The following is a 25,037-nucleotide window of genomic DNA, read 5'->3' on the forward strand; positions in this document are numbered from 1 at the left end:
GAAACGAAATGAAAAAACAATTTGAAACAATTGCTATTTCTGAACATGACAGTCAATCGTTAAACTTTTTATATAAAAACCGATTGGGGCGTTTCTTTTTAAAACTAATGATCCAGCCAGCTGTTTCTAAGCTGGCTGGTGTTTATTTAGACAGTTTTTTTTCAAAAGGAATGATCCCAAGATTTATTAATAAAAACCAGATTGTGATGGAAGAGTACCAAAAGGCGGACTATGCTTCATTTAACAAATTTTTTATGAGAGAAATAAAACCTGAGGCAAGGCCTTTTCCAAAGGAGCAGAAACAATTAGCAGCTCCATGTGATGGGAAAGTTACTGCTTACTCTATTGATTCAAGTAGTGTTTTTAAAATTAAAAATTCAATATACAATGTGTCTGGATTACTTGAAGACAGCGCGTTAGGAAAAGAATGGTTAGGAGGAATGGCAGTCATTTTGCGTTTAACTCCAGATGATTATCATCATTACTATTTTATTGACGCTGGAAGGATTTCTACGTATAAAAAAATATCAGGACTTTTTCACACGGTTCGCCCGATTGCTATTCATAATGAGCCAGTCTTTAGTAGAAATACAAGGGAAGTAACCATTATTGAAACAGAACAGTTTGGTAAAATCGCACAAATTGAAGTAGGTGCCTTGATGGTCGGAAAAATAGAAAATTTGAAAGAATCAGGAACTTGTCAACGTTTTGAAAAAAAAGGCTGGTTTGAATTTGGTGGATCAACAGTGATTTTGCTTTTCCAAAAAGGAGAAGTGACGATTGCCTCAGAAATACTTGAAAATACAAGTAATCAGCAAGAAACTAGAATAAAACTAGGAGAAGTGATTGGAGTAGGAGGCGAAAAACATAAATAAAATAGCTGTTTTGATTATTTCACTGCTACTTTTTTTAAGTAGTTATTATGTAGGAAGTAAGATTCTAACTCTGTTGGAAAAATTTTTGAAATTTAAATGGCCTGTATTATTTTGGATGATTTTCAGCCTTTTAACCTTGTCTACCTGTCTTACTTTTTTACTATTTGATAAAAATGTTGGGGCTTTTGTAGGGAAACTTGGCAGCTATTGGTTTGCTTTTTTACTGACAGCGTTAGTTGTTTTTGGTCTGACGGGGGTGTTCTATCGAATCGCTAGTAAATTGATGCCACTTTCGGATCAAAATGAGACGCTAATAACGTTAGGTGCATTGTTATTTATTCTACTTTTTATCGGCTATGGTTTTTGGCAAGGACAAGCAATTAAAACGGCACATTATCAAGTGAATATTGACAAGAGGGCGAAATCGGATAAAAAAAATCTTCGTGCTGTTCTGATTAGTGATGTTCATTTGGGGTATATTAATGATGAGAAAAAATTTGAAAAAATAGTTACAAAAATAAATGCATTACATCCAGACATAGTATTGATTTCTGGCGATCTTTTTGATGGGAATTACGAAGCTTTGCAAGAACCTCAAAAGATTATTAAAGAATTAAATCGTTTGAACGCTAACTATGGAACCTATCTTTGCTGGGGAAATCATGATGCTGGCGAAACGTTTAAGAAAATGAAAGCTCTGGTGGCTAAAACGGATATTACGTTGTTGGAGGATGAAATAGCAATCGTTGAGGATACTTTTTTGATTGCGGGTCGAAAAGATAGTCGCCCGATTGGTTCGCAAGATGGGAAACGCCAAAGTATTGAGAAACAGTTAAAAGCTGCGAGAGAAGATTTACCTGTTATCATTTTAGATCATCAACCTTCAACGATTAATGAATATGGTGGCAATGTTGATTTAATTGTATCGGGTCATACACATCAGGGGCAAGTTTTTCCTTTTAATTTAGTAACAAACGCCTACTTTACTGTAGATTATGGCTATTATCGAAAAGAGAATGTTGCTCCACAAGTAGTTGTTTCATCAGGTGTTGGTGTCTGGGGGCCGCCAATGAGGGTCGGGACGCAGAGCGAGATTGTGGCGATTGACATAAAGCTGAAATAACAAAAAAGTTAATAAAGAGGAGCTATTAATGTGTATTCCCACATTAGAGTTTTTTTGAAACGAGTATCATAATAAAAAAGTTGTCGGATTAAAAATTTTGTACCGTTCTGTTTTGTGGGAATACAAAATTAACAGCTCCATGGAAGTCAATGCAATGAAAGAAGGACTAGATTGCATTGTTTATAAATACAGGTTTGTCCAACAGTGACATTGGAAGAAAGAGTCATACGGGATCAAAACAAGTATTCATTTTGATTGTAACGAAAAATCAGCGGCTTTTTTACCCTTTTTCTAAATAAAGTTGGGATTTTATTTTAGCGAAAATTGACTGAGCATCGTGCCTTCGGGGTAATTAGTAAAAGCTCGTGATTGCTATCACGCGGTGAACACTGATTTTTCATTACTCTCAAGATATAACTATCAATCATTAGAAAACAGTTAGCGTGCAAACCTATTCTCCAAAAAACGGATAGTCATACTATAAAAAGAGTGAAAAAAACAGCATTAGTCACCTACTAATACTGTGCAAAAGTTCAATTAATAAGCATTAACAACATCCAAGTAATAAAAATGCTAAAAAAGACTAGTAATTTAGCGAATTTTTAAGTAAAATGGAAGGAGTCAATGAAAATTGACTTGGGCAACTTGTATGATTAGTGTGTGCTAATTATACAGGACTCTGGGAAAGGATTGCCGTCTTTTCTCGGAGTGCCTTTTTATTTTATTTTTTCACTCTAATTATCTCACTTAATAAGACAAAAAAATGATATTAGTCAGCTACTAATACCATGCAAGAGTTCAATAAATAAGCATTTCTAACAATCATTTCATACATAATAGATTTAAAAGACTAAAAATCTTACCGTATTTTATAATAAAATGAAAGTAGTTAATGAAAATTAACTGAAGGCAACTTGTATTATTAGTGTGTGCTGATAATACAGGGCTCTGTAGAAGAATTTGCCGTTTTTCTATAGGGCGCCTTTTTTATTTTTCGTTCTTACATTTAATTCTACCTTAATACGCTATTAATAGTCAACACAATATTGATATTTACTTAATAATAATTTTATATGTTTTACAATTTTTTTTCAGAATTTGAATGAAAAAAAAGATTCCCTGAAAGGATTATGATTATCGTATAACAAAATAGAAACGTATTCGTTCTCCTTTATAAAAAAATGAAAAACGAACAAATTTTCGTATCTTTATTACTGACCAGAACTCTTTAAAATGATATGATAAAAGTAATGAAAAATGATTGGAGAATAATGCTGATGAAATTATTGCATACGGCAGATTTACATATAGATCGAGCATTTGAAGGGCTGAAAGATATGCCAATAGAAGTGGCTCATCAACTACAACAAGCGAATCAAAAAGTATTAGAAAGAATCATAGATGTTGCTATCCAAAGCGAAGTAGATGCAGTTGTTTTTGCTGGAGATACGTTTCATCAAAGTAGGACGTCTATTCGGACACAAGCTTATTTTATTAAAGCCTTAAAGCGTTTGGAACAAGCGCAAATCCCTGTCATCATTACTTTCGGTAACCATGATTATTATGTTGCTGAACGTTACTGGTTTGATTTTCCAAAGAATGTTCATATTTTTGATAAAGAGCAAGTGAAAACTCATTATTTTGTTACGAAACATCAAGAAAAAGTCGCTATATCAGGTTTCAGTTATGAACACTCTTGGATCAATGAGAACAAATTAAATGAGTTTCCTCAAAAAGATTCTACCGTAGATCTTCATTTAGGGATTTATCATGGCGATACCAGCAACCAGCATGACGCTCAAAACTATGCTCCCTTTTCTTTTAGTGAAATGAAACAAAAAAACTATGATTATTGGGCATTAGGACATATTCATCAACCACAAATAGTTAGTGCACAACCATTAATTGTCTATCCTGGAACTCCCCAAGGGCATACCAAAAAGGAAGTTACAGCCCAAGGGATAGCTTTGGTAAATGTTGGAAAGGGTCATTCAACGGTTCACTTTCAACCTGTGGCGCAAGTGGGGTGGCAAAAAAAATCTTATTCTCTTTCAAACTGTCAGTCATTGAAAGAAAGTCTACAATTTTTAACAAAAGCAATTTTGCTGGAGGAAATAAATAAAGCCGATACTATTTTACTAGAAGTTCATCTGCAAGAAGTAGAACATTTAGGAGAAGAGTTTCAACTCTCATATAGAAATGGAGAATTGCTTCATTACGTGCAGGAAGAGGTATTGTTGCGTTCTAACAATACATTATTTCCTTTTCAGTTGGTAGTAAAGGAAGCTTTAATGGAGAAAAAAGCGTTAATTTTAGCCGATAAAGAACTGCTACATCAGCTAGAAAAGAATTATTTGCAGGCGGATATTTTTTCTGATGTGATGAAAGAGCTCACTCAAAATCCAGCTTTTTCTAAAGCGGTCAAGATTGATGATTATTGGCGCCAAAAGAGTCTTATCAGTGCTGACCAGCAAATTAAAGAGGATTTTGATATCAAGGAGGGTCGCTGATGAAATTGAAAGCGATAGAAATGGTTGGTTTTGGGAAATGGCAGCAACATAAAATAGAATTTTCTGCAGGCAATCAATTGTTTTATGGTGAAAATGAAGCTGGAAAATCAACAATTTATCAATTTATTCAAGTAATGCTTTTTGGTTTTCCTACAAAAGGGAAGAATAAAAAAGATTATATGCCTAAAAAGGGTGGCTTATACGGCGGTTATTTGTGGCTAGAACATCCAATCTATGGAGAAGTGAAAATTGAGCGATTCAAAGACCAACGCAAAGGGCAAGCGAAAGTCTACTGTAACCAGCAAATAGGCGATGAAAAATTACTAGAAAAAATAGTACACCCTTTGACGAAGGAACTGGCTCAATCTGTTTATACTTTTCAACAAGAGCAACTGAATGAATTAAATAAGCTAGGAGAGGAAGAACTCCAAAAATCACTTTTATCACTAGGAGTCTCTGGCAGTCATCAGCTTTTAACAAGTAGAGAAGAGTATTTTAAAAAGGCCCAAATGCTTTATAAAGGCAAAGGAAGCCAGCCACCATTAAATCAGAAGCTAATTGCGTTTCAGGAGCTACAGAAAAAAATTGATACGAAAGAAAAACAAGAACAGTCTTTTCAAGAGGTTATTACGAAACTATCAAGCCTTCAAAAAGAAATTGCGCAACTTCAAGGCTCGATTCACTCTGATAAAGAGCTACAACATCTCAATGAAAAACGTCAAATGAATTTTCCATTATATGAAGAACTACAACAATTAAATGTGGATCAATCGGTCGGTGAAAAGGGTTCTATAAACTCAAAAGATCAGAAGGAGTTACAAGCTGCTTATCAGCAAAATCAATTCTTAAATGAGGAATTAGCTAGGTTGAGCTATGAGATTGCCGTTCAAAGTGAGACTAGTGAACAAACGGAGCTTTTCAATTTTTATTTAAGGGAAGAAGAAACAATTCAAACGTTGTTGAATCGGCGATATGAGATAGACAAACAATTATCAGAGCTAGAATGGATGGAGCAATCATTTGCGCAAAACCAAGAGGAGATGGCGCAGCTTGAAAGCAAGTGGAACTGGAGCAGCCAAACACCCCCACAATTGTTTTTTGATGAACAGGAAGTAAAACAATTAAGAGAAGCGGAGGTTGCCCGAGCAGTTGATTTGCAAGATGCTGAAATGAACCTGCAATTATTGCAAAAAGATTTAGAAACTAGAGAAGAAAATCTAAGTAGCTTTGAAGAAGCCAACAAAGAAATTTTTAGAAAAGATGCTAGCAAAAAAGAAAAGAAAGTAAAAATTGTTTGGTGTATAGCAGCAGTTGTGCTGGTTCTAATAGGACTATTTTTACCAAAACCAATGAATTTCATCCTGTATGGCGTAAGCCTGTTACCTCTAGTTATTGGGGTATTGCCTGTTATTTATCAGCCAAAAGATAATTATGAAAATGAAAAAAAACAATGGCAAGAAAAGCTTTCTCAACTGGATTATTTAAATGAGCAATTAATTGTAGTGAAACAGCAACTGACAAAGGTTAAAGTGGCGAATCAGTTAGCGGAGGAAGAACTGCAGCAAAAAGTACAGGAAAACCATTTAGGTAAACTAGATCGAGTTGATTTGTGGATGAATCATCGAAGTGACATTACTCAATACTTGATTTTAATAAATACCAATAAAGAACTGACAAATCAATTAAAAGAAAATCAAAAAAATCTTGAAGAAGTAAAGCAGCTAACGGAAAAATTTATCGCTTGGTTGCCAATTTCAAGAAAACCATTAAAAGAAAGAATAGAACAGATTCGTCATTTCTCAGATCAAATGGAAAAAATTAAATTTGCACAAGAGTATCAAGCCGATGCGTATTCTAGACAAACAATTAGAGAATTGAAAACCAAGCAACATGATTTAGTTGAAGAGATTCGTCCATTATTAAAAAAATATGGGATAGTCTCCATCGAGAGCGTTCCACAACAGCTTCAAGCGTATCAAACACAAGACAAACGGAAAAACCGCTACCAAGAAATTAGGGCTATTTTAGGGGATCTTTATGAGGAAGGAACGACCGCAGAATGGTTAGTGCAACAGAAAAAACTATTAACTGAAAAACAGTCCCAAGATAATGTACAGTTGCAAGAATGGCAAACACAAGAACAGGAATTGTTATATCAGCAACAACAGATGTTACAAGATGGAACTTTAGATGAGCTATACCAAGAGCAAGCAATGTTAAAAACAGAGATTGAAGAGTTAGCCTTACAGTGGTCAGGATTTTGGTTAGCGGGCCAGCTTTTAATGGATTTATTGACGGAGCTTTCAGAGCAGCAACTTCCTAGTTTACTGAAAAAAGCGACGAATTATTTTAATATTTTAACCAATGATTCTTATCAGGAAATTCAATTGGAAGAGGGTTCATTGATTTTAGTGGACAAAGGACAACAACATTTTACTGTCCAAGACTTGTCTACAGGAACAAGAGACCAGTTGATTATGGCGATTAGGTTTGCGTTTTTATATTTACAAGGGAAGAGAATTTTTTCACCAGTTATGGTAGATGATGGCTGGTTACACTATGATCAACAAAGAAAGCGTCACTTGGCCAAACTTTTTGAATCATTTGGTGAAACCCAGCAAATTATTTGTTTTTCTTCGGACCGAGAAATGGTAAGCTATTACCAAGAGCTGAATCAACGTGTTATCTATTTAGAGGGGGCATAAGTATATGAAAAAATTACGTGAATTAACAATCGATGAGACATTTGAACTTTTTCTTTTAATTAAAAATGCAGACGTAAGAATCGCAAAAAATGGGAAAAAATTTATTGCTTTTACTTTTCAAGACACATCTGGAACGATAGATGGAAAATACTGGGATGCTTCTGAGGAAGAAATTAGTCGTTTCTCAGCAGGGAATGTGATTCTTTTGAACGGAAAACGGGAAGTATATCAAGGAAATCCGCAAGTCAAAATTATTCATATGAGATTGGCAAAACCAGAAGAACCAAATCAGCCAACTTTATATATGGAGAGAGCTCCTTTAAAGAGAGAAGATATGATTGAAGAAATGAATCAAACGATTTTTGAAATTACCAATGCTCACTGGCAAAGGATTGTTCGTCATATTCTAACCAAGTATCAAAAAGAATTCTTCGATTATCCAGCAGCAAAAAGAAATCATCATGCTTTTGCCAATGGGTTAGCATATCATACGATTTCAATGTTGCGGTTAGGTAAAGCGATTTGTAAAGAATATGAAGAGCTAAATGCACCACTACTTTATGCGGGAATAATATTGCATGATTTAGGGAAAGTCAAAGAATTGTCTGGAGCGATGTCAACTGAGTATACTTTGGCTGGAAATTTAATCGGTCACTTAGTACTTGCTGAAGAAGAGATTAGTAAAGCTTGTTCTGCGTTAAAAATAGATGAAGCTGAGGAAGATGTAATTATTTTGAAACACATGGTACTAGCTCATCATGGGTTATTGGAATACGGTTCACCTGTTCGCCCAAGAATTATGGAGGCAGAAATTTTACATCAAATCGATAATATGGATGCATCTATTCAAATGATGTTAAGTTCTATTCGACAAACAGAACCAGGGCAATATACGGATCGGATTTTTGGATTAGAAAATCGCAGTTTTTATGTACCAAAAGATTGCTGAAAAAGTCTGGAGTTGAAAACAATGAATCAATCTGTAGTAGAGCTTTGGCAACAATTTAAGCAAGAAAAACATGTCACTCATGATTGTTATGAAGCTTGGAGCTTTGGCAATTCTCCTGCAATGGCTGATGAATTGCTTTCATTAGTGTTAAGTGGAGAAAAAACAGGCACCTCTTCGTTGTATAGTCTGTATGAGCTAGAAAATGAAAAAATTCCTGAAGCAGGTGACTACAGCGTAATATTGGATGGACAAAATCAAGCGAAAGCAATTATCTGTAGTAAGGTGATTGATGTGCTACCTTATAACCAAATAGCCGAAGTTCATGGTTATTTAGAAGGAGAAGGGGACCGCGATTTAGCTTATTGGCGGAGTGTCCATCAACCTTATTTTGAGGCTGAATTAGCGAAATATGACAAGCAATTTAGAGAAGATATGTCTGTCGTATATGAGTTGTTTGAAGTAGTATACAGAGCCTAAACAAAAAGAGTATCTTCAGTTGTTAAAAATAGAAGGAATAGAAAAAAACCAATTGCTGATTTAACAGGCAATTGGTTTTTAATTGTTCTCTTATTTAGAAGAATCTTCTGTTTTGCTTGAAGAGCTAGTTTCTTCTTTAGCAGAAGAGTCACTTGCTTTTTCTTTTTTATCAGAAGAAGAATCTTTAGATTTTTCAGAGCTATCTTTTTTAGCAGCTGAATCTTCAGTTTGTAAGTATGGTGTTAATACTTCTTTGAAGGCGTCATCTTTGATTTTTACATTTGCTTCTTTTAATGCATCGCTAATTACTTTAGCAACAAATTCTTGATTAGAAAGTTTTGCTTCTTCAGCAATTTTTTTCAATTCTTTTTCGTAAGGCTTCATGTCGTTGCCTTTACCTGTGTTTTTAGTCATTTTGATAATGTAATAAACAGATTGGTAACCAGTGCTATCTGTTGCTTGGATAGGCTCAGAAATTTCGCCGTCTTTTAATTTGAAGGCAGCGTCTTTAGCAGCTGCTGGAATTTCTTGGCTTTGAGAATCAAATTTTACTTTTCCGCCATCTTTTTTAGAGGCATCTGTTGATTTTTCTTTAGCGATTTTTGTGAAGTCGCCACCATCAGTTAATTCTTTTTTGATTGCTTTCGCTTCATCTTCAGTAGCAACTGTAATAATTTGAGCTTCTACTTCTGGATGGAAAGTTGCCCAAGCTTCTTTTAAATCTTCATCAGTAATTTTTACTTTTGCTTTCAAGCCAGCTTCAAAAGCCAGGTTTTGTTTTAATTGTTTTTTGAAATCAGCTTCAGTAAGACCTTGTTGTTTTAAGTAATCTTCAAGTTTTGTTCCTTGCGCTTCGGCTGCTTTTTTTGTTTCGTCATATTTCTTTTGAACATCTTTATCGGTAATATTTTTCCCGTATTTGTCTTCAAAAACTTTGTATACAATCATGTTACGAACGGTATTTTGACTTTCTTGACTACCTTTTACTTGTTTGTAAAAGTCATCAACAGTAATTGTGGCACCTTTCATTGATGCAATGTCTTGTGTACCACTTGAACAAGCAGCTAAAGTAAAAATACTAAATATGCCTGCTGCAGCTAAAATTAATTTTTTCTTCATTCGTTTAGCACTCCTAATTTTTTATTATTTTATGTAAGCTATAAGTTCTCACGAATATTACTATACCATATAATCTTTTAGAAAAGAAATACCAAACACATACTTTCTAAGAAAATTCAATATTTAGACATATTTAGAGGGTGTTTGAAAATTCTAAGAGCACATCGTTTTTAAGAAGAATTAGTGAACCAGTAGTTATAAAGTTTAAATTAGGTATGATATAATTTTTTTCTTTTGATCCTGTTAGCCTATTTTTTGAAAATTAAAATTTCATCGTAGTGTTCAAACACTGTCTAGTATTGTGATCACTTTAGAATTGGGGGATGCTTCAAAATAAAAGGGCAGATAGCTGGCTGGAAGTAACTATGCAATTTCATCCCATAACATAGGGGGACAAAGAAAGCAAAGAGCGTATCCATTGTGCAGAACTTCACTACAAAATTAGTCTCATACAGTTCGACTAGTAACCCTTTCCTAAGACGAACGAACATAATTAGAGTCAAAAGAGCTGTAAATATCTTTAAAACACTTAAGGAAACAGCGTTCTCTATGATTGCCTTCTTTCCAATCTTAATGCTTTAGCATTTGGAAATTGGAGATGAAGTGTTTTCTGCCACTTTATAACATGCATCATCTGCTCTGCAAGCAGTCGCAGTGATTCTCAGCAATGTCTTACTGTGGCGGGCGTCTTTTGCGAGGAAACAATTACCCAATTACTTTCTAAGCTGCTTGTTCTTAGCTTGAAGCACATTCATTGACGCTACAAAAAGTTCAAAATAGCCGATTGTCAATTTGAATGTGGTTTGAAAACTAGGTTAACAAATTTTCAAAAAAGTTTTTCTTCCAGAGAAACAGCGGAACCACCAGCAGTTGGTTCCACGGTTTTCCACGGGTACTAAGTACTGGTAGTGGAGCCAAGTCGTTCTTTGTTTATTGATAGAGTAGAATAATCTAATCTATTTTATACAACACTAATTTGTCTTTGTTTTTACTGGTGGGTTAGTACAGTCAAAAATAGTCGCAATCATCCAATGCTGAATTTTTGTTATATTTTCTTTAAGGTTATAAAATAGGAATAGGAAGTTTGTATGTTCCAATTGTCGTTCTTCTATTTTTAATTGAAAAATCTATTTTTATGAAAGGATTGATAGTGATGAATAGAAAAGCTTTAAAACAAGAAGCAAAAGAAACGTTAAAAGGCCGCTGGAAAGAGGCTGTCTTGCTAAATCTAATTCCAACAGCAATCATGATTATTGCATCTATTATTTTGGTTAGTCTTTTTATGTTGTTTTTTAGTTTATTTGATTTTAATAGTTACAGTTCATATTCTTCGATGGACCATGCCAATAATGCTAGCAGTAGTGGCGGAGGAGGACTGATTTCGGGATTATTGACTGCTTTATTTACAGTAGGGATATCTTGGACATTTCTGGACTTGTTAAGAAATCCGGGTCGTGAAATTAGACCATTTAAAGATGCTACAAGAGGATTTCGAGATGCCTTTTTAGGTCCTATAATTGGTTTGTATCTATTGCAAGCCGTTTTCATTTTCTTTTGGACTCTGCTATTTATTATTCCAGGATTTATTAAAGGATATGCTTATTCACAAACCTATTTTATTTATTATGATACTTACGCTACAACTGGTGAAAAACTTCGTTTTACAGATTGTATTACTGCCAGTCGTCAATTGATGAAGGGGCATAAAATGCAACTGTTTATTTTAGACCTTAGTTTTATTCCTTGGTATCTTTTAGGTATTTTAACCTTTGGGATTGGTTTTCTATGGATTACGCCTTATGTTAATACAACTAAAGCTGCTTTTTACAATACACTAGCGGAAGCAGAAACTATTGAAGAAAACTAGTAACAACTGGTTGAAACTAAAACAAAAAAATACCAGCCAACTCTGTTTTAGTAATGAGTTTGACTGGTATTTTTGTTTTATTCTTCAGGAAAATCTGGCAAATCATTTTGTAGCTTTGCTAGTTGTTCATTCATTTGTTCAATTCTTGGATCTGCTTGGAAGCGAAAGTTATCCACGTCTCTTTGAACGCCATCAACGAAAGGTTCAATTAAGGTACTGGCAGTTATTCTAACCTCTTCTAAGGAAGATTTGAATTGTTCCAGACTATCATTTACATCCATTGTTAAATCAGTTAAGTCATCAATTTCATCGACAATTTTTTGACGGGTTTCTTTCCCACTTCTAGGAGCCAAAAACAAGCCACCTAGGCCGCCAATAACGGAACCCCAAAAAAGACCTCTTGCAAATCTTGACATTAATGAATCACCTGCTTTTCTATTTTTTTAGCAATTTCTTGCATTTGTTCTGGTGAGTATTGGCTTTGGTTATTACCAAAATGGATAGAAAAATCATCTGATTTTCCATAGCGTGGAATTAAATGAATATGGGAGTGGAAAACGGATTGGTAAGCCATCTCTTTATTATTATTGATGATATTTAACCCTTCCATTTCAGGAAATGCCTTTTCCAACGCACGAGCAACTTTAGGCACACAAGCAAAAACAGTAGCGGCTAAGTCCCCGTCATATTCAAAAATATCAGTAACATGTTTTTTGGGAATCAAAAGTGTATGACCTTTCGTAGCTTGCGTAATATCTAAAAAGGCATATACATTGTCATCCTCATAGACTTTATAACTGGGAATTTCGTGGTTAACTATTTTACAAAAAATACAATCTGTCATGATACCCCTCTTTTCTTTTATTTTATTGCGGAATTAGGATGTGTTTGAAAGCTCTAGTGACGATTATTTTAGTGGATTGTATGTTACTTGTTGTCACAAAAGTTCCCTCGCCTAAGTAACACGTAAGCTACTTTTCGTCTTAGTTATCCACACAATTCTTTGGAAAAACTGGTTTTTACCTTAGTTTTCAGAGACATTCTAGTTACCGTTTTGAAAGATTAGATAAGTGCTTAACTTTACTTTACCATATCTTGATTTTTATTTGGAAAAAAAGTGCATGTTTCCTTTAAAAACTTCGTGGTATAATAGAAATACTTGTGCTGCTCATTTTCAAAGATGAACGAGCATAAAACTGTTTGGAGGAAAAGAAATGAGTTTAACGATTGAACATTTAACAGGTGGCTACGGTCATATTCCTGTATTAAAAGATATCAGTTTCGAAGTGAAATCTGGTGAAATGGTAGGATTAATTGGTTTAAATGGTGCTGGAAAAAGTACTGCAATCAAAAATGTGATCGGTCTATTGACACCCCAAAAGGGAAAAATTTCAATTGATGGAGAAACATTAAAAGAGCAGCCAGAAAGTTACCGAAAAAAAATTGGTTATATTCCTGAAACACCATCCCTTTACGAAGAGCTGACTTTAAGAGAACATATTGAAGTGACAGCAATGGCCTATGATATTCCAGTAGAAGAAGCATTTAGAAGAGCCAGCGTATTGTTAGAGACTTTTCGTTTAGAGAACAAGTTAGATTGGTTTCCTGCAAACTTTTCTAAAGGGATGAAGCAAAAAGTGATGGTTCTATGTGCCTTTTTAATTGAGCCAAGTTTATATATTATTGATGAACCTTTTTTAGGACTAGATCCATTAGCGATTCATGCATTATTGGAATTAATGGACGAGATGCGTAATCAAGGGGCAGCGATTTTAATGTCTACTCATATTTTAGCAACAGCTGAAAGATATTGTGATCGATTCGTGGTTCTTCACGAGGGAGAAGTAAGAGCTGTTGGTTCTATGGAAGAATTAAGGAAAGAGTTCAATTTACCTGAATCCTCTTTAGATGATATCTATATTGCTTTAACGAAGGAAGAAAAGGTGGGATAATATGACTGGTTTTTATAGCACTCGATTATCCAGACATTTGAAAAAAATGATGAAGTACATGCGCTATGTCTTCAATGATCATTTTATTTTAGTCTGCGTTTTTCTTTTAGGAGGATTAGGTTTTTATTATTCTGAGACATTAAAAACATTACCGAAAGATTTTGTTTGGGGTAGAATGATTGTCGCAGTTATTTGGTTAGTGACTTTGTTGTTTGGCAAGATTGCTACACTAGCTGAAGAGGCTGACAAGGTGTTTATATTACCAAAAGAGCCGGAAATGAAAGGTTATTTGCTTCGTGCTGTCCGTTATTCTTTTTGGTTACCTTTTATTACCTTGTTATTAGTAAGTGGGATGACTATGCCACTGGTTGTTATTTCGACAGGCTGGACTTTTTCAACTTTCTTTTTTTTCTTAGCTACATTGGCATTTTTGAAAATTAGCCATCTTTTGCTACAGAAATATGAGTTGTATCAAATTTCCACAAGTCAGCGTCAAGGAGGGGTCATTCTTTGGGCATTGACTAGTTTGCTTATCATTTTGAGTGGTTTGTATGTATCTCCATATGTGGGGCTGGCTTTGGGATTGTTTCAGTCGGTGTGTTTCTATTTCATTCTGAAGAGAAAAGAACAAGAAGTTTCTTTAGATTGGGAAGGTATGATTCAAAAAGAAAAAAATCGGATGCATCAAATTTATCAATTTATTCATTTATTTACAGATGTTCCTGAAATAACTAGTAGTGTGAAACGCAGAAAAATTTTTGATCCACTTTTAAATAGAATCAAAAAAAATACGGCGAATACGTACTTTTATCTTTATGGGAGAAGTTTTATCAGAGGTTCTGAATTTAGTGGTTTGTTTCTCCGACTAGTATTCGTTGGTGGGATTATTTTACTATTCTTAAAAGAGTTTTGGATTTCGTTAGGTGTTTCAGTACTATTTATTTATTTGATTGGGTTTCAGTTAATTCCGATTTATGTTCGATTTGATTATATGATTATGACTCATTTGTATCCAATTCCTATGAAGCAAAAGAAACAAGCGGTGAGTCAATTAATTACATGGTTATTGTTGATTGCAGCAATTTTATTTAGTATTTTTGTTATCATTGCTTTGCCAGTTTTTTCTGAAGTACTAGTTATTATTGGGGCACTTGCCGTTGAAGTTGTTCTTTTTTCAAAAATTTATGTTCCGTATCGCTTAAAGAAAATGGAGGGTTAATAGATGTATGTTTTATGGAATGATCAAATCGTCCAACGTGATGAAGTGAAATTAGATATTGAGGATCGTGGGTATCAATATGGTGATGGCCTATATGAAGTTGTCCGAGTTTATAACGGGCACTTATTTATGTTTCAAGAGCATTTAAACCGTTTATGGACTGGCGCTGAAAAAATTAAGTTACACTTGCCATTTACAAAAGAAGAGCTCGCAACAAACTTGAAAAAGTTGGTAGCTCTTGAAGGAATTCAAGAAGGAAAGCTCTATTTTCAAGTGACTAGAGGAATAGACTCCCCTAGAAATCACGCATTGCCAGATCCAACGAAAGTTAGTGGCGTATTGACCGCAAATATTATTCCGTACGAGCGACCAGTAGAGAAGCAATTAAAGGGGATTAAAGTAGGGGTTGTTCCAGATACTCGATGGCTCCACTGTGACATTAAATCTTTAAGTTTATTAGGCAATGTTCTAGCGTTGGAAAATGCTCGTAGTCGTGGTTTTGATGATGCTGTTTTGGTTAGAGATGGAAAAGTAACAGAAGCTTCTGCTGCCAATTTTTGGTTGGTAAAAGATGACGTGATTTATACTCATCCCGATGGAAATTTAATTTTACCGGGAATCACGAAGAAAAAGATTATACAGTTAGCTACTGACTTAGGAATTCCAGTGAAGGAAAAAGCGTTTAATGAAGAAGAGTTATTCTCAGCAGATGAGTGTTTTATTTCCGGCTCTTTGATTGAGTTGATTCCTGTGGTTCAAATAGAGGATCAAGTTGTTGGCACTGGACAATTAGGTGAATGGACTAAAAAAATTCAAGAGGCTTATATTGCTTCTGTTAACAGTATTTGCAAAGATTAAATAGATATCTTTATTAAAAGTACAGTAGAGATGCTTGACGAAGACCGCCAGGGGCGATAGAATGGTAAGTGCTGCAAAAGGGCAATTAAAAAGTGAGATAGGGGATAGTTTCCATGGAATTTCAGTTGGATAGAGAATGGCGATTGCAGCCCATTAAAGGTGCAACTGGTCAAACATACATGGGTAAAAGAAAGACTGAAAGAGTCTTCATTAAAAGAAATACTTCTCCACTTTTGGCAGCTTTGTCCAAAGAAGGGATTGCTCCTAAGCTAGTTTGGACAAAACGAACAGCGAATGGTGATGTCTTAACGGCACAAGAGTGGTTAGACGGCTATTTACTGACAGCAAATGAAATAGGCAGCAGGAACGATGTAGTGGATGTTTTGTATCACTTGCATCATTCGAATATGTTGAAAAATATGTTAGGGAAAATTGGTGGACAAATATTTACACCAACGGATTTATTGGAAGATTATGAGGCAAATATACCTTTAGAATTAAGAAATAATTCTTATTTGACAAGAGTCCTTCAATATTTAAAGCTTAATCTACCAGATTTTCCTTTGCAAAAATATATGGTTGTACATGGAGATGTTAATCACCGAAATTGGATTGTTTCAAATCGTTATTTGTATCTAGTTGATTGGGATTCGGTAATGATTTCAGATCCTGCTTTGGATATTGGCATGTTGCTAGGGCATTATGTTCCCAGAGAAGCTTGGAAAAAGTGGTTATTGGCTTATGGTCTTTATCCTAGTGAGGAAGCTTTAAAAAGAATTTATTGGTATGTTCTTTTTGGTTTTTTACAAGAAATTATTCGCTATTATCAATCAGGAGAGCGTAGAGAAATGAATCTAGAAATTTTAAAATTAAAACAAACATTTGGTTATTAACGATAGAGGACGAGAAAAAATAGCTTAGCTTTGAAAAAGAAGGTGAGGCGGTTGTTTTTTCTCGCCGTCTATTTGTTTTGTGAAAGGATGAAAAGAATGCGAATGAGAAAAAGACCAGGGGCAGCGGATTTATTAGCTAGCCACCCTGAATTAGTGGTAGATGAACCTGAAAAGTGGCAAGGTCGGTGGGCAGAACGTTTCGGAAACGATCATCCAATTCATATTGAAATTGGTTCGGGAAAAGGACAATTTGTGGTTGGTATGGCAAAAGCTCATCCTGAAATTAACTATATAGGAATTGATATGCAGCTAAGTGTTCTTTCAATTGCTCTTGAAAAGGCCTTAGCAGAAGAACTACCTAATTTACAGTTGTTACATGTAAATGGAGAAGCATTGACGCAGTATTTTGCTGAGAATGAAATCGATCAAATCTATTTAAACTTCTCTGATCCTTGGCCAAAAACGCGCCATGAAAAGCGGCGTTTGACGTATAAAACATTTTTAGCTGTAGATGAAGAAATCTTGAAACCCAATGGAGAGATTCATTTTAAAACAGATAATCAAGGGTTGTTTGAGTACTCTTTAAGCAGTTTTTCTAAATATGGAATGATTATTGAACAAGTTTGGCTAGACTTACACAACAGTAAATTTGAAGACAACATTATGACCGAATATGAAGAAAAATTTTCTTCCAGAGGACAACGGATTTATCGAGTGGAAGCGAGATTTGTTTCAGAGTCTAACTAATCGAGTGTTAGGAAAAAATAGCATAATTAGATACATGCGACCAAGAAGATGGGTTCATTTTCTTAGGTCGTTTTTTTTTTTGAAAAAGCTAAATATTTAAGCTAATGTTTGCGAGATCAGTCCAGTCATTAAAAAAAGCTGAATAGATTTTAGACCCAAGTATTCTTTAGTTTGTAGCGTTTACATTATATAGTGAGGACAGGTGATAAACAATGATTAATTATCGAATGAGTTATCTTATGTCGTTGGATTTTGACAAGAAATATGATTTGCAAGAGCTGGTGGATAAGATTGACTTAAATGAAGAAGAGCTTATGGGGCAACTAGATACAATAAAAAATCTGTTAAGCAAGAGTTACAATCTAGAAATTCAGTGGAATGGACAGACGCTTTTTTTACCGAAAAGGTTCCCTGACTATTGGTTACCTCTTCAATTCGAAAAAAAGGAAGAGGATATTTATTATAACGAAGGAGAAAGACAAGCACTGATTTATCTTTTAACGTTTTCTATGATTGAAGAGTTGTCTGTGTTTCATTTCCAAGAATTTTTTCAAGTTAGTAAAAATACGATTTTAGCAGATATAAAAAAGTTGAGATTGGACTTAAAGGAACAGAATATTCTGTTTGTTTACTCAAGGAAAAATGGGTTTTACTTAGATGGAAAAGAAGAGCAGATACGGATTGTTGCCCATAAAATGGTAACGGTGGCCTTTACCACTACAGCTGGTAGATGGGGGCTATCAAAAGGGCTATTAAATAAATCATACAGATTACAGGCAGATGTTAAAAGAAATTTTTATAAAGCGATTGAGGTAAATGAATTAGTCGTTGTCCCTAGTCGTGTAGAGGAAACGATTTACTTTATGTCGTATCTTTTATGTCGAGGCGAGCACTATTCTTTTTCAACGAAAGAGAGTGAGCAACAATTAGTTAGATGCTTACATGTTTTTCAAGCAAGCCGAGAATTTGTTCGTGAGTTTCCCCAGTTGAAAAATGCTGAATATGAAGCAGATTACTTTGGACTTCTCTTTATGACAATTATTCAAGGAGAAATTAGAGATACTTCTTTAGAGTTTTTATTGGAATATGCTAGCAAAATGATTCATGAAATGGAACGATTAGCAGCAATTGAATTTAAGGAATTTCGCAAACTTCTGTTGAATCTTTTTTATCATCTAGTGCCAGCTTATTTTCGAATTAAATATCATTTTACGTTATCTAATGTGTTGATTGATGAAATAAAAGAACAATATGGAGAATTGTTTACTTTAACAAAAATTGCTTTACGTCCTTTTCAAGAGTATACGAAAACAATTATTCCTGAAAGCGAGATTGGCTATTTTACCATTTTATTTGGTGGAGAAATTGGGAATCAAAGACAGCTAGATCGGTTGGTTCGATACAAGGCTTTGGTTGTTTGTCCGAGTGGGATCAGTTCTTCGTTAATTATGCAGTCAGAACTAAAAGAATTATTTCCTACTATTGATTTTAAAAGTACGACGACGATTCAGCAGTTAGAGTCGATTGCTGAAACGGATTATGATGTAATATTTTCCACGATACCAATTCAATCACTAAAGAGACATTATGTGATTAACCCGATTATGACTCAGCTTGAGAAAAACCAATTGATACGAAGCGTACAAAAGGACGTATTGATACCCGGAATTGTCGCGCCTTCTGTGGATGAAATACTGGCTAGTTTACTACCCTATATTCAATTGAAAGAAGGGGTTACGAAAGAGAAGCTATATCATGTGCTAAATCGAAAAATGATGAAAAAATTAAAATCGAAAGAAGATGAAAAACCTATGTTATCTGATTTGCTGACAAAAGATATGATCCAACTTTCTGATGAAGAAATGACTTGGGAGGAAGCGATTGTTTTATCCGCTAAACCCTTAAAGGATTCTGACAAAATTACCGATAATTATATAGAGGCAATGATTGATAAAGTGAAAGACTACGGGCCTTTTATTCATATTGGAAAAAGCATTGCTTTGCCTCATGCTAGACCAGAAGATGGCGTAAAAAGTTTAGGAATGTCGTTATTGAAATTGACCCATCCGGTTAACTTGTTAGAGGATGAGAAACATGAAATTTCTATTTTTATCTGTCTAGCAGCCGTTGACAATGAAATGCATTTAAAAGCCTTGGCTAGTTTAACAAAGATTTTATCAAATAAGGAAAATTTAGAGCAATTATTAAATGCGAAAACAAAGCAAGAAATAATTGAGTTGCTAGAGTAGTGTCGTGAAAAAGCGGAAAGATAATTAACAATAGTAAACCTAGAGAATGTAAAAAAATAAAAAGAAAAGAGGAAGCAAAAATGAAATTAGCAGCAGTTTGTGGTTCAGGGTTAGGATCAAGTTTTATGGTCGAGATGAATATCACTAGTGTTTTGAATGAATTAGGTGTGACGGGCGTTGAAGTGTCTCATTATGATATGGGAAGTGCAACACCGGATTTAGCGGATGTCTTTTTTGTTGCTGGTGATTTAGCAGATAGTGCCAAGCATTTAGGTGAAGTTGTCGTGTTAAACAGTATTATTGACATGGATGAGTTGAAAGTGAAAGTAGAGCAAGTTTGTAGAGAAAAAGGATTGCTATAAAAATAAAACATAAAGGGGAATAAGAAAATGAGTGGTTTATTAGATGTGTTGATTGATATTGCCAGTACGCCAGCTATTTTAGTCGCTTTAATTGCTGTTTTAGGGTTAGGCTTACAGAAAAAGTCTATATCTGACGTTGTTCGTGGTGGAATCAAAACCTTTGTAGGCTTTTTAGTCGTCACTGCAGGTGCCGGCGTAATTGTAGATTCGTTAGATCCTTTTGGCAAAATGTTTCAACAGGCATTTAACATGCAAGGGGTTGTTCCGAATAACGAAGCAATTGTAGCGGTGGCTTTAACAAAATATGGGACCTATACGGCGTTAATCATGTTGGCCGGAATGGCGTTCAATATTCTAATTGCGAGGATTACTAAATACAAATATATTTATTTAACGGGTCACGCTACTTTGTATATGGCGTGTATGATTGCGGTAATTATGAGTGCAACAGGAATGGGGACGGTTCCTTTAGTTTTCGTTGGAGGACTTGCTTTAGGTTTAGCCAACACCATTTTCCCAGCGATTGCTCAACCGTTTACGCGACAAATAACGAAAAATGAGAATGTTGCTTTAGGGCATACAGGCAATTTCGGCTATGCTTTAAGTGGATTGATTGGAAAATATGTAGGAAATAAAGAAAAATCAACTGAAGATATTAATTTTCCAAAAGGATTGTCTTTTTTACGTGATTCTACAGTAAGTATTACCTTAACGATGAGTATTGTCTATGTGTTTGTGGCTCTATTTGCAGGTAATGAATTTATTACTACTGAATTAAGCGGAGGAACGAATTACATTATTTATTCTATTCAACAGGCAGGACTATTCGCTGCGGGAGTCTTTGTTATTTTAGCAGGTGTTCGCTTGATTTTAGCTGAAATAGTTCCAGCATTTAAAGGGATTTCTGAAAAATTAGTACCAAATGCGATCCCAGCTTTAGATTGTCCCATTGTTTTTCCTTATGCTCCAAATGCGGTACTAATTGGTTTTCTAACTAGCTTTCTAGGTGGCATTGTCAGTTTACTAATTATGGTTGCAACTGGAACAACAGTGATTATTCCAGGCGTAGTTCCTCACTTTTTCTGTGGCGCAACAGCGGGTGTTTTTGGGAACGCAACAGGCGGAATACGTGGAGCGATTGCAGGCTCATTTGTTCATGGAATCATCATTAGCTTCATGCCAATCTTGTTGATGCCTGTCATGGGGGATATGGGTTTACAAGGTTCGACTTTTTCAGATACTGATTACGGAGTAACAGGGATTTTCTTAGGTAAGTTGGCGAACACTGGTGGGCAGATAGCGGTGGTAGTTGGTGTGTTAGCTGTTTTAGGGGTGTTGTTAGCATTAACAGTTTTTGGTAAGAAAAAAAACGATAAGATGGAGGGAGCAGCTTAATGTCCTTAAAAAAGTTCGCTAACCAAATTCGGTATTATACTATGAAAGAGCTGGATCATCTAGGTTTTGGCCATTATGGTGGTAGTTTATCGATTGTAGAAGCTCTTGCAGTTTTATATGGAGAAGCAATGAATCAATCGTCAGAGCATCCCAAAGATCCCAATCGAGATTATTTCGTACTTTCCAAAGGGCACGCTGGTCCAGCACTCTATGCAACACTATTTTTATCAGGCTATTTTGATGAAAAATTTCTTTATAGTTTAAATCAAAATGGTACGAATTTACCTTCACATCCTGATCGGAACAAGACACCAGGAGTTGATATGACTACGGGCTCTCTAGGACAAGGTGTTTCAGCTGCTACCGGCATTGCAAAAGGAAATCAGATCTTAGGAAAAAAGAACGATACCTATTGTATCGTGGGGGATGGAGAGTTAAATGAAGGGCAGTGTTGGGAAGCCTTTCAGTTTGCCGCACATCATCGCTTAGACCATTTTGTTGTTTTGATTGATGATAATAAAAAGCAGTTGGATGGGTACACAGATGAAATTTGCCAACCTTTTGATTTTGTTGAGAAAATGATTGCGTTTGGATTTAACAGTTGGCGAGTAGACGGACGGAACGTGGCAGAAATAAGTCAGGCAATCAAAAAAGCAAAGACTTTAAAAGGCAAACCGATAGCAATTATTTTAGATACAACGAAAGGGCAAGGCATCGACTATTTTGAAAAGATGACAAATAATCATCATGTTCGGCCGAATGATTCTGACCAGAAAGCTATTCAAAAGGCTATAGCAGAACTTTCAAAGGAAACGAAAGGGGTGGAGCAGCATGGCTGAAAAAGAAATGCGTCAAGTATATGCAGAAACGGTTTTGGAACTAGCAGAAACGGATCAAAGAGTTGTGGCATTAGAAGCAGATTTATCTAGTTCGATGGATACCGTTCAATTAAAGGCAACGCTAAAAGAGCGATACATTAATGTGGGAATCATGGAGGCTCAAGAAATGGGCTTAGCAGCTGGTTTAGCTGTAACAGGATTTCGTCCGTTTGTTCACACCTTCGCTCCTTTTGCTACTAGAAGAGCGTTTGACCAAGTTTTTTTATCATTAGGCTATGCCAAGAATCATGCCGTTATTGTAGGAAGTGATCCTGGGGTAACTGCAGAAATGAATGGTGGCACTCATATGCCTTTTGAAGATGTGGCTTTAATGCGAACTGTCCCAGAAATTACGATTTATGAAGTCGCTGATCCTATTCAATTCAAAAAATTATTAAAAGTAAGCCATGTTTCAGAAGGACTTGTCTACATTCGCACTATTCGAAAAAAAGGACTTACTTTGTACGATGAAACGGATGATTTTTCCAAAGGCTATCGAGTTTTACGACAAGGCACAGATGCGACTATTTTTGCTACCGGAATAATGATTGAGGAAGCACTTCAGGCGGCTGAAAAATTGGAGGCAGAACAATTATTTATCCAAGTGATTGACTTATTTAGAATTAAACCGATGAATGAAGAAATTGTCTTAGAAGCAGCTAAAATGGGACCAATCGTCACCGCAGAAAACCATAACATTATTGGTGGGTTAGGCAGTGCTGTTGCCGAAATTACTTCAGAACATTATCCAGTAAAATTGAAACGAATTGGCGTAAACGATCAGTTTGGGCAAGTTGGAAAATTAGACTATTTGAAGGAAGTTTATGGATTAACGGCTGATAAAATTACAAAAGCCCTTTTAGAGCTAAGAAAATAAAAGAATCAAAGCACTGTCATTGAAGAAAAATGGCAGTGTTTTGATTCTTTTTACACAAAAAGCATGCATCCTTATTCAGAAACCGTTATACTAGGATGTGTCTGGAAAATATGGGGAAATCCGATTTTTTAGAGAATTGTGTGGGAAACTAAGAAGAATACGCAGCTTTTGTGGTGTGTAGACGAGTCTTTATGACAGCGAGGTACACATATTCGTTGCTAGAGGTTTCAGACACATCTTAAAGAGGCAAGAGAATTTTACAAGTATTTTTGGAGGATAGAAATAGAAATGAATAATAATGATATACTGATTCGCTTACGCTATGCCTTAGACTTAAAAGATCAAACGATGCTAGAAATTTTTGCGCTAGGAGATCTTACAATGACCGAGAAAGAACTTAGAGAATTATTAACAAAACAAGAAGATGAAGAACTACCTAGAGATGCCGTTTGTGATTATCGAACATTAGAATCGTTTCTAAATGGTTTGATTATTTATAAACGAGGCAGACAAACGACTAAAGACGGGCAACCTATGAAGCCAACTTTTTTAATTACTAGCCAAAATCAAGTGAACAATGTATTATTAAAAAAAGTTAAAATTGCCTTGAAATTGACAAGTGATGACATGATTGATGCGTTACGCTTGGCGAATGTATATGCTTCAGACAGTGAACTAAGTGCGATTCTAAGAAAAGAAGGCCATCGAAATTATAAGGAATGTGGCGATCGCTATGCTAGAAATTTCCTCAAAGGCCTTACGATTCAATATAGAACGTAAAATAGAAAAAGTAGGAGTAGTAAACACAGCAGTTTACTTACCTCCTGCTTTTTTTGTATATAAATATTTTGTGTTTGTATAGTTCAAACTGAATAAATATTATGATTCTATTTAAAAGAATTGTTTGTAAAATAAATTTAGTTAATCAAGAAGAGAGATGAAGGAATCTCTTTAAAGTAAAAGATCTCTTTTATTAAAAAGTATGTATTGATATTTTGTGATTCTGAGATTCTAAATTTTTTAATTTCAATAAAACATTGCACTTAATTATAATTATTGATATGATTAAATCAGAATCATTTTCAATGTTACATAGTTTTTATTTTATTATTGGAGGAAAAAGAATGGCACAAATCAAATTATCACCAGAAGAATTAGAAACATCCGCAACAAAATATACACAAGGGTCAGAAGAAATTTTAACAGTTTTATCGAATCTTGAAAGAGAGCAGGATGCTATCCGTTCTAACTGGGAAGGAAGCGGGTTTGAAAGCTTTGATAACCAATTTGTAGAATTACAACCAAAGATTCGTGAGTTTGGCGAGTTGCTGGAACAAATCAATCAGCAGTTACGTTCAGTGGCGCAAATTATGCGTGATACAGATAACGATATTTCACAAGCCATTAATAATCGTTAAGAATGACGGAGTCAGAGAAAGTGTTCATTCTCTGGCTTTTTTGTTCGTATTTAAATTGAAAAGAATGGAGTTAGGAAATACATGGCAAAAATTAGTACCGATGAAGCAACTGTCACTGATTTAACCAGTCAGTTCTCCAACAGCCTTTCTTCCTTAACGTTTGAACCAAAACAAGGAGGAAAGATGAGCTATTCAGAAAGTTCTGCTGCCAGTGGCATGAAGAGCAGCTTGTCTTCTTTAGGGAGTATACTAAGTTCTTTCAAAAGCAACGCTTCAAAAGACATTGGGAACTTATCGAAAATTCATCAAGCAATCAAACAATCAGAAAAAAATGCAATAAAGTAGGGCGATTATGGAAAAAAAACAATTACAACTGAAAATAGAACAGCAGGAAGAGCGAATCAGAGAGATCAAAGCAAAAGATAGCGAAAGTAATTTCTTGATTCGTGATTTACAACGAGTGTATAAACAACAAGAAGCCATTTTAGAAGAGATTCTTTATTATAGTAAAGGCACCGAGGCGGAATATTCTGCCAGACGATCACTCCAGCAATTAGATGAGGA

At 35.1% G+C, this 25,037-nt stretch carries 24 protein-coding genes; 21 read left to right on the forward strand and 3 right to left on the reverse strand.

Annotation, left to right across the window (positions count from 1 at the left end):
- Positions 1 to 8: 8 nt before the first annotated feature.
- The 6 genes from BCR26_RS04605 (at position 9) to BCR26_RS04630 (ending at position 8,639) form a co-directional block, all read left to right on the forward strand.
- Positions 9 to 875 (forward strand): phosphatidylserine decarboxylase, encoded by an 867-nt coding sequence (locus BCR26_RS04605; protein WP_069697805.1) that lies wholly within the window; start codon positions 9 to 11, stop codon positions 873 to 875.
- A gap of 10 nt (positions 876 to 885) precedes the next feature.
- Positions 886 to 1,998 carry a metallophosphoesterase gene (locus tag BCR26_RS04610; protein ID WP_245676915.1) on the forward strand — a complete coding sequence of 371 codons (1,113 nt, stop codon included), beginning with the start codon at positions 886 to 888 and terminating at the stop codon, positions 1,996 to 1,998.
- 1,277 nt (positions 1,999 to 3,275) lie between these two features.
- Entirely contained in the window at positions 3,276 to 4,508 is a 1,233-nt protein-coding gene (locus BCR26_RS04615) for a metallophosphoesterase family protein (RefSeq protein ID WP_069697807.1), read from the forward strand.
- Entirely contained in the window at positions 4,508 to 7,213 is a 2,706-nt protein-coding gene (locus BCR26_RS04620; RefSeq protein WP_069697808.1) for an ATP-binding protein, read from the forward strand. The genes BCR26_RS04615 and BCR26_RS04620 overlap by 1 nt, the downstream gene beginning before the upstream one ends.
- A 4-nt stretch (positions 7,214 to 7,217) precedes the next feature.
- Positions 7,218 to 8,162 (forward strand): 3'-5' exoribonuclease YhaM family protein, encoded by a 945-nt coding sequence (locus BCR26_RS04625; protein WP_069697809.1) that lies wholly within the window; start codon positions 7,218 to 7,220, stop codon positions 8,160 to 8,162.
- A 21-nt stretch (positions 8,163 to 8,183) separates the two neighbouring features.
- Complete coding sequence (locus BCR26_RS04630) at positions 8,184 to 8,639, forward strand: ASCH domain-containing protein (RefSeq protein ID WP_069697810.1); 456 nt, start codon at positions 8,184 to 8,186, stop codon at positions 8,637 to 8,639.
- A gap of 90 nt (positions 8,640 to 8,729) precedes the next feature.
- Here BCR26_RS04630 and BCR26_RS04635 read toward each other — a convergent pair whose 3' ends face one another.
- Positions 8,730 to 9,758 (reverse strand): peptidylprolyl isomerase, encoded by a 1,029-nt coding sequence (locus BCR26_RS04635; RefSeq protein ID WP_069697811.1) that lies wholly within the window; start codon positions 9,756 to 9,758, stop codon positions 8,730 to 8,732.
- A gap of 1,150 nt (positions 9,759 to 10,908) precedes the next feature.
- Between BCR26_RS04635 and BCR26_RS04640 the strand changes: the two genes are divergently transcribed.
- A complete protein-coding gene (locus tag BCR26_RS04640) occupies positions 10,909 to 11,625 on the forward strand; it encodes a DUF975 family protein (RefSeq protein WP_069697827.1) in 717 nt (238 codons plus the stop codon).
- Between the two features lie 77 nt (positions 11,626 to 11,702).
- On the opposite strand, the gene BCR26_RS04645 is transcribed toward BCR26_RS04640, so the two are convergent.
- Both BCR26_RS04645 and BCR26_RS04650 read right to left on the reverse strand, forming a co-directional pair.
- On the reverse strand, positions 11,703 to 12,041 hold the full coding sequence (locus BCR26_RS04645) for a YtxH domain-containing protein (protein ID WP_069697812.1): 339 nt from the start codon (positions 12,039 to 12,041) through the stop codon (positions 11,703 to 11,705).
- Positions 12,041 to 12,469 (reverse strand): HIT family protein, encoded by a 429-nt coding sequence (locus tag BCR26_RS04650; RefSeq protein WP_069697813.1) that lies wholly within the window; start codon positions 12,467 to 12,469, stop codon positions 12,041 to 12,043. Before BCR26_RS04650 ends, BCR26_RS04645 begins: the two co-directional genes overlap by 1 nt.
- Before the next feature lie 370 nt (positions 12,470 to 12,839).
- Between BCR26_RS04650 and BCR26_RS04655 the strand changes: the two genes are divergently transcribed.
- The 14 genes from BCR26_RS04655 to BCR26_RS04720 form a co-directional block, all read left to right on the forward strand.
- The gene (locus BCR26_RS04655; protein WP_069697814.1) at positions 12,840 to 13,577 is read left to right on the forward strand and encodes an ABC transporter ATP-binding protein; all 738 of its coding nucleotides are present in this window, start codon (positions 12,840 to 12,842) and stop codon (positions 13,575 to 13,577) included.
- 1 nt (position 13,578) lies between these two features.
- Positions 13,579 to 14,796: an ABC transporter permease gene (locus BCR26_RS04660; protein WP_084387018.1), complete on the forward strand. Its 1,218-nt coding sequence runs from the start codon at positions 13,579 to 13,581 to the stop codon at positions 14,794 to 14,796.
- Positions 14,797 to 14,799: 3 nt separating this feature from the next.
- Entirely contained in the window at positions 14,800 to 15,654 is an 855-nt protein-coding gene (dat, locus tag BCR26_RS04665; RefSeq protein ID WP_069697815.1) for a D-amino-acid transaminase, read from the forward strand.
- 113 nt (positions 15,655 to 15,767) lie between these two features.
- Positions 15,768 to 16,547: a phosphotransferase family protein gene (locus BCR26_RS04670; RefSeq protein WP_069697816.1), complete on the forward strand. Its 780-nt coding sequence runs from the start codon at positions 15,768 to 15,770 to the stop codon at positions 16,545 to 16,547.
- Positions 16,548 to 16,643: 96 nt separating this feature from the next.
- On the forward strand, positions 16,644 to 17,294 hold the full coding sequence (gene trmB / locus BCR26_RS04675; protein WP_069697817.1) for a tRNA (guanosine(46)-N7)-methyltransferase TrmB: 651 nt from the start codon (positions 16,644 to 16,646) through the stop codon (positions 17,292 to 17,294).
- 212 nt (positions 17,295 to 17,506) lie between these two features.
- Positions 17,507 to 19,543, forward strand: coding sequence for a BglG family transcription antiterminator (locus tag BCR26_RS04680; protein WP_069697818.1), 2,037 nt, complete (start codon positions 17,507 to 17,509; stop codon positions 19,541 to 19,543).
- Positions 19,544 to 19,623: 80 nt separating this feature from the next.
- On the forward strand, positions 19,624 to 19,905 hold the full coding sequence (locus tag BCR26_RS04685) for a PTS sugar transporter subunit IIB (RefSeq protein WP_069697819.1): 282 nt from the start codon (positions 19,624 to 19,626) through the stop codon (positions 19,903 to 19,905).
- Positions 19,906 to 19,932: 27 nt separating this feature from the next.
- A complete protein-coding gene (locus BCR26_RS04690; protein ID WP_069697820.1) occupies positions 19,933 to 21,300 on the forward strand; it encodes a PTS ascorbate transporter subunit IIC in 1,368 nt (455 codons plus the stop codon).
- Positions 21,300 to 22,139 carry a transketolase gene (locus tag BCR26_RS04695; protein ID WP_069697821.1) on the forward strand — a complete coding sequence of 280 codons (840 nt, stop codon included), beginning with the start codon at positions 21,300 to 21,302 and terminating at the stop codon, positions 22,137 to 22,139. The genes BCR26_RS04690 and BCR26_RS04695 overlap by 1 nt, the downstream gene beginning before the upstream one ends.
- A complete protein-coding gene (locus BCR26_RS04700) occupies positions 22,132 to 23,055 on the forward strand; it encodes a transketolase family protein (RefSeq protein ID WP_069697822.1) in 924 nt (307 codons plus the stop codon). Before BCR26_RS04695 ends, BCR26_RS04700 begins: the two co-directional genes overlap by 8 nt.
- Before the next feature lie 288 nt (positions 23,056 to 23,343).
- The gene (locus tag BCR26_RS04705) at positions 23,344 to 23,835 is read left to right on the forward strand and encodes a YehS family protein (RefSeq protein WP_069697823.1); all 492 of its coding nucleotides are present in this window, start codon (positions 23,344 to 23,346) and stop codon (positions 23,833 to 23,835) included.
- Positions 23,836 to 24,179: 344 nt separating this feature from the next.
- The gene (locus BCR26_RS04710) at positions 24,180 to 24,473 is read left to right on the forward strand and encodes a WXG100 family type VII secretion target (protein ID WP_069697824.1); all 294 of its coding nucleotides are present in this window, start codon (positions 24,180 to 24,182) and stop codon (positions 24,471 to 24,473) included.
- An 81-nt stretch (positions 24,474 to 24,554) separates the two neighbouring features.
- Complete coding sequence (locus tag BCR26_RS04715; RefSeq protein WP_069697825.1) at positions 24,555 to 24,818, forward strand: DUF3130 family protein; 264 nt, start codon at positions 24,555 to 24,557, stop codon at positions 24,816 to 24,818.
- Between the two features lie 7 nt (positions 24,819 to 24,825).
- Positions 24,826 to 25,037: hypothetical protein (locus BCR26_RS04720; protein ID WP_139124882.1), on the forward strand; the 212-nt coding region annotated here is incomplete at its 3' end.

Origin of the sequence: Enterococcus rivorum (assembly GCF_001742285.1) — a bacterium.
In the GTDB taxonomy this organism is placed as follows: Bacteria; Bacillota; Bacilli; order Lactobacillales; family Enterococcaceae; genus Enterococcus_L; species Enterococcus_L rivorum.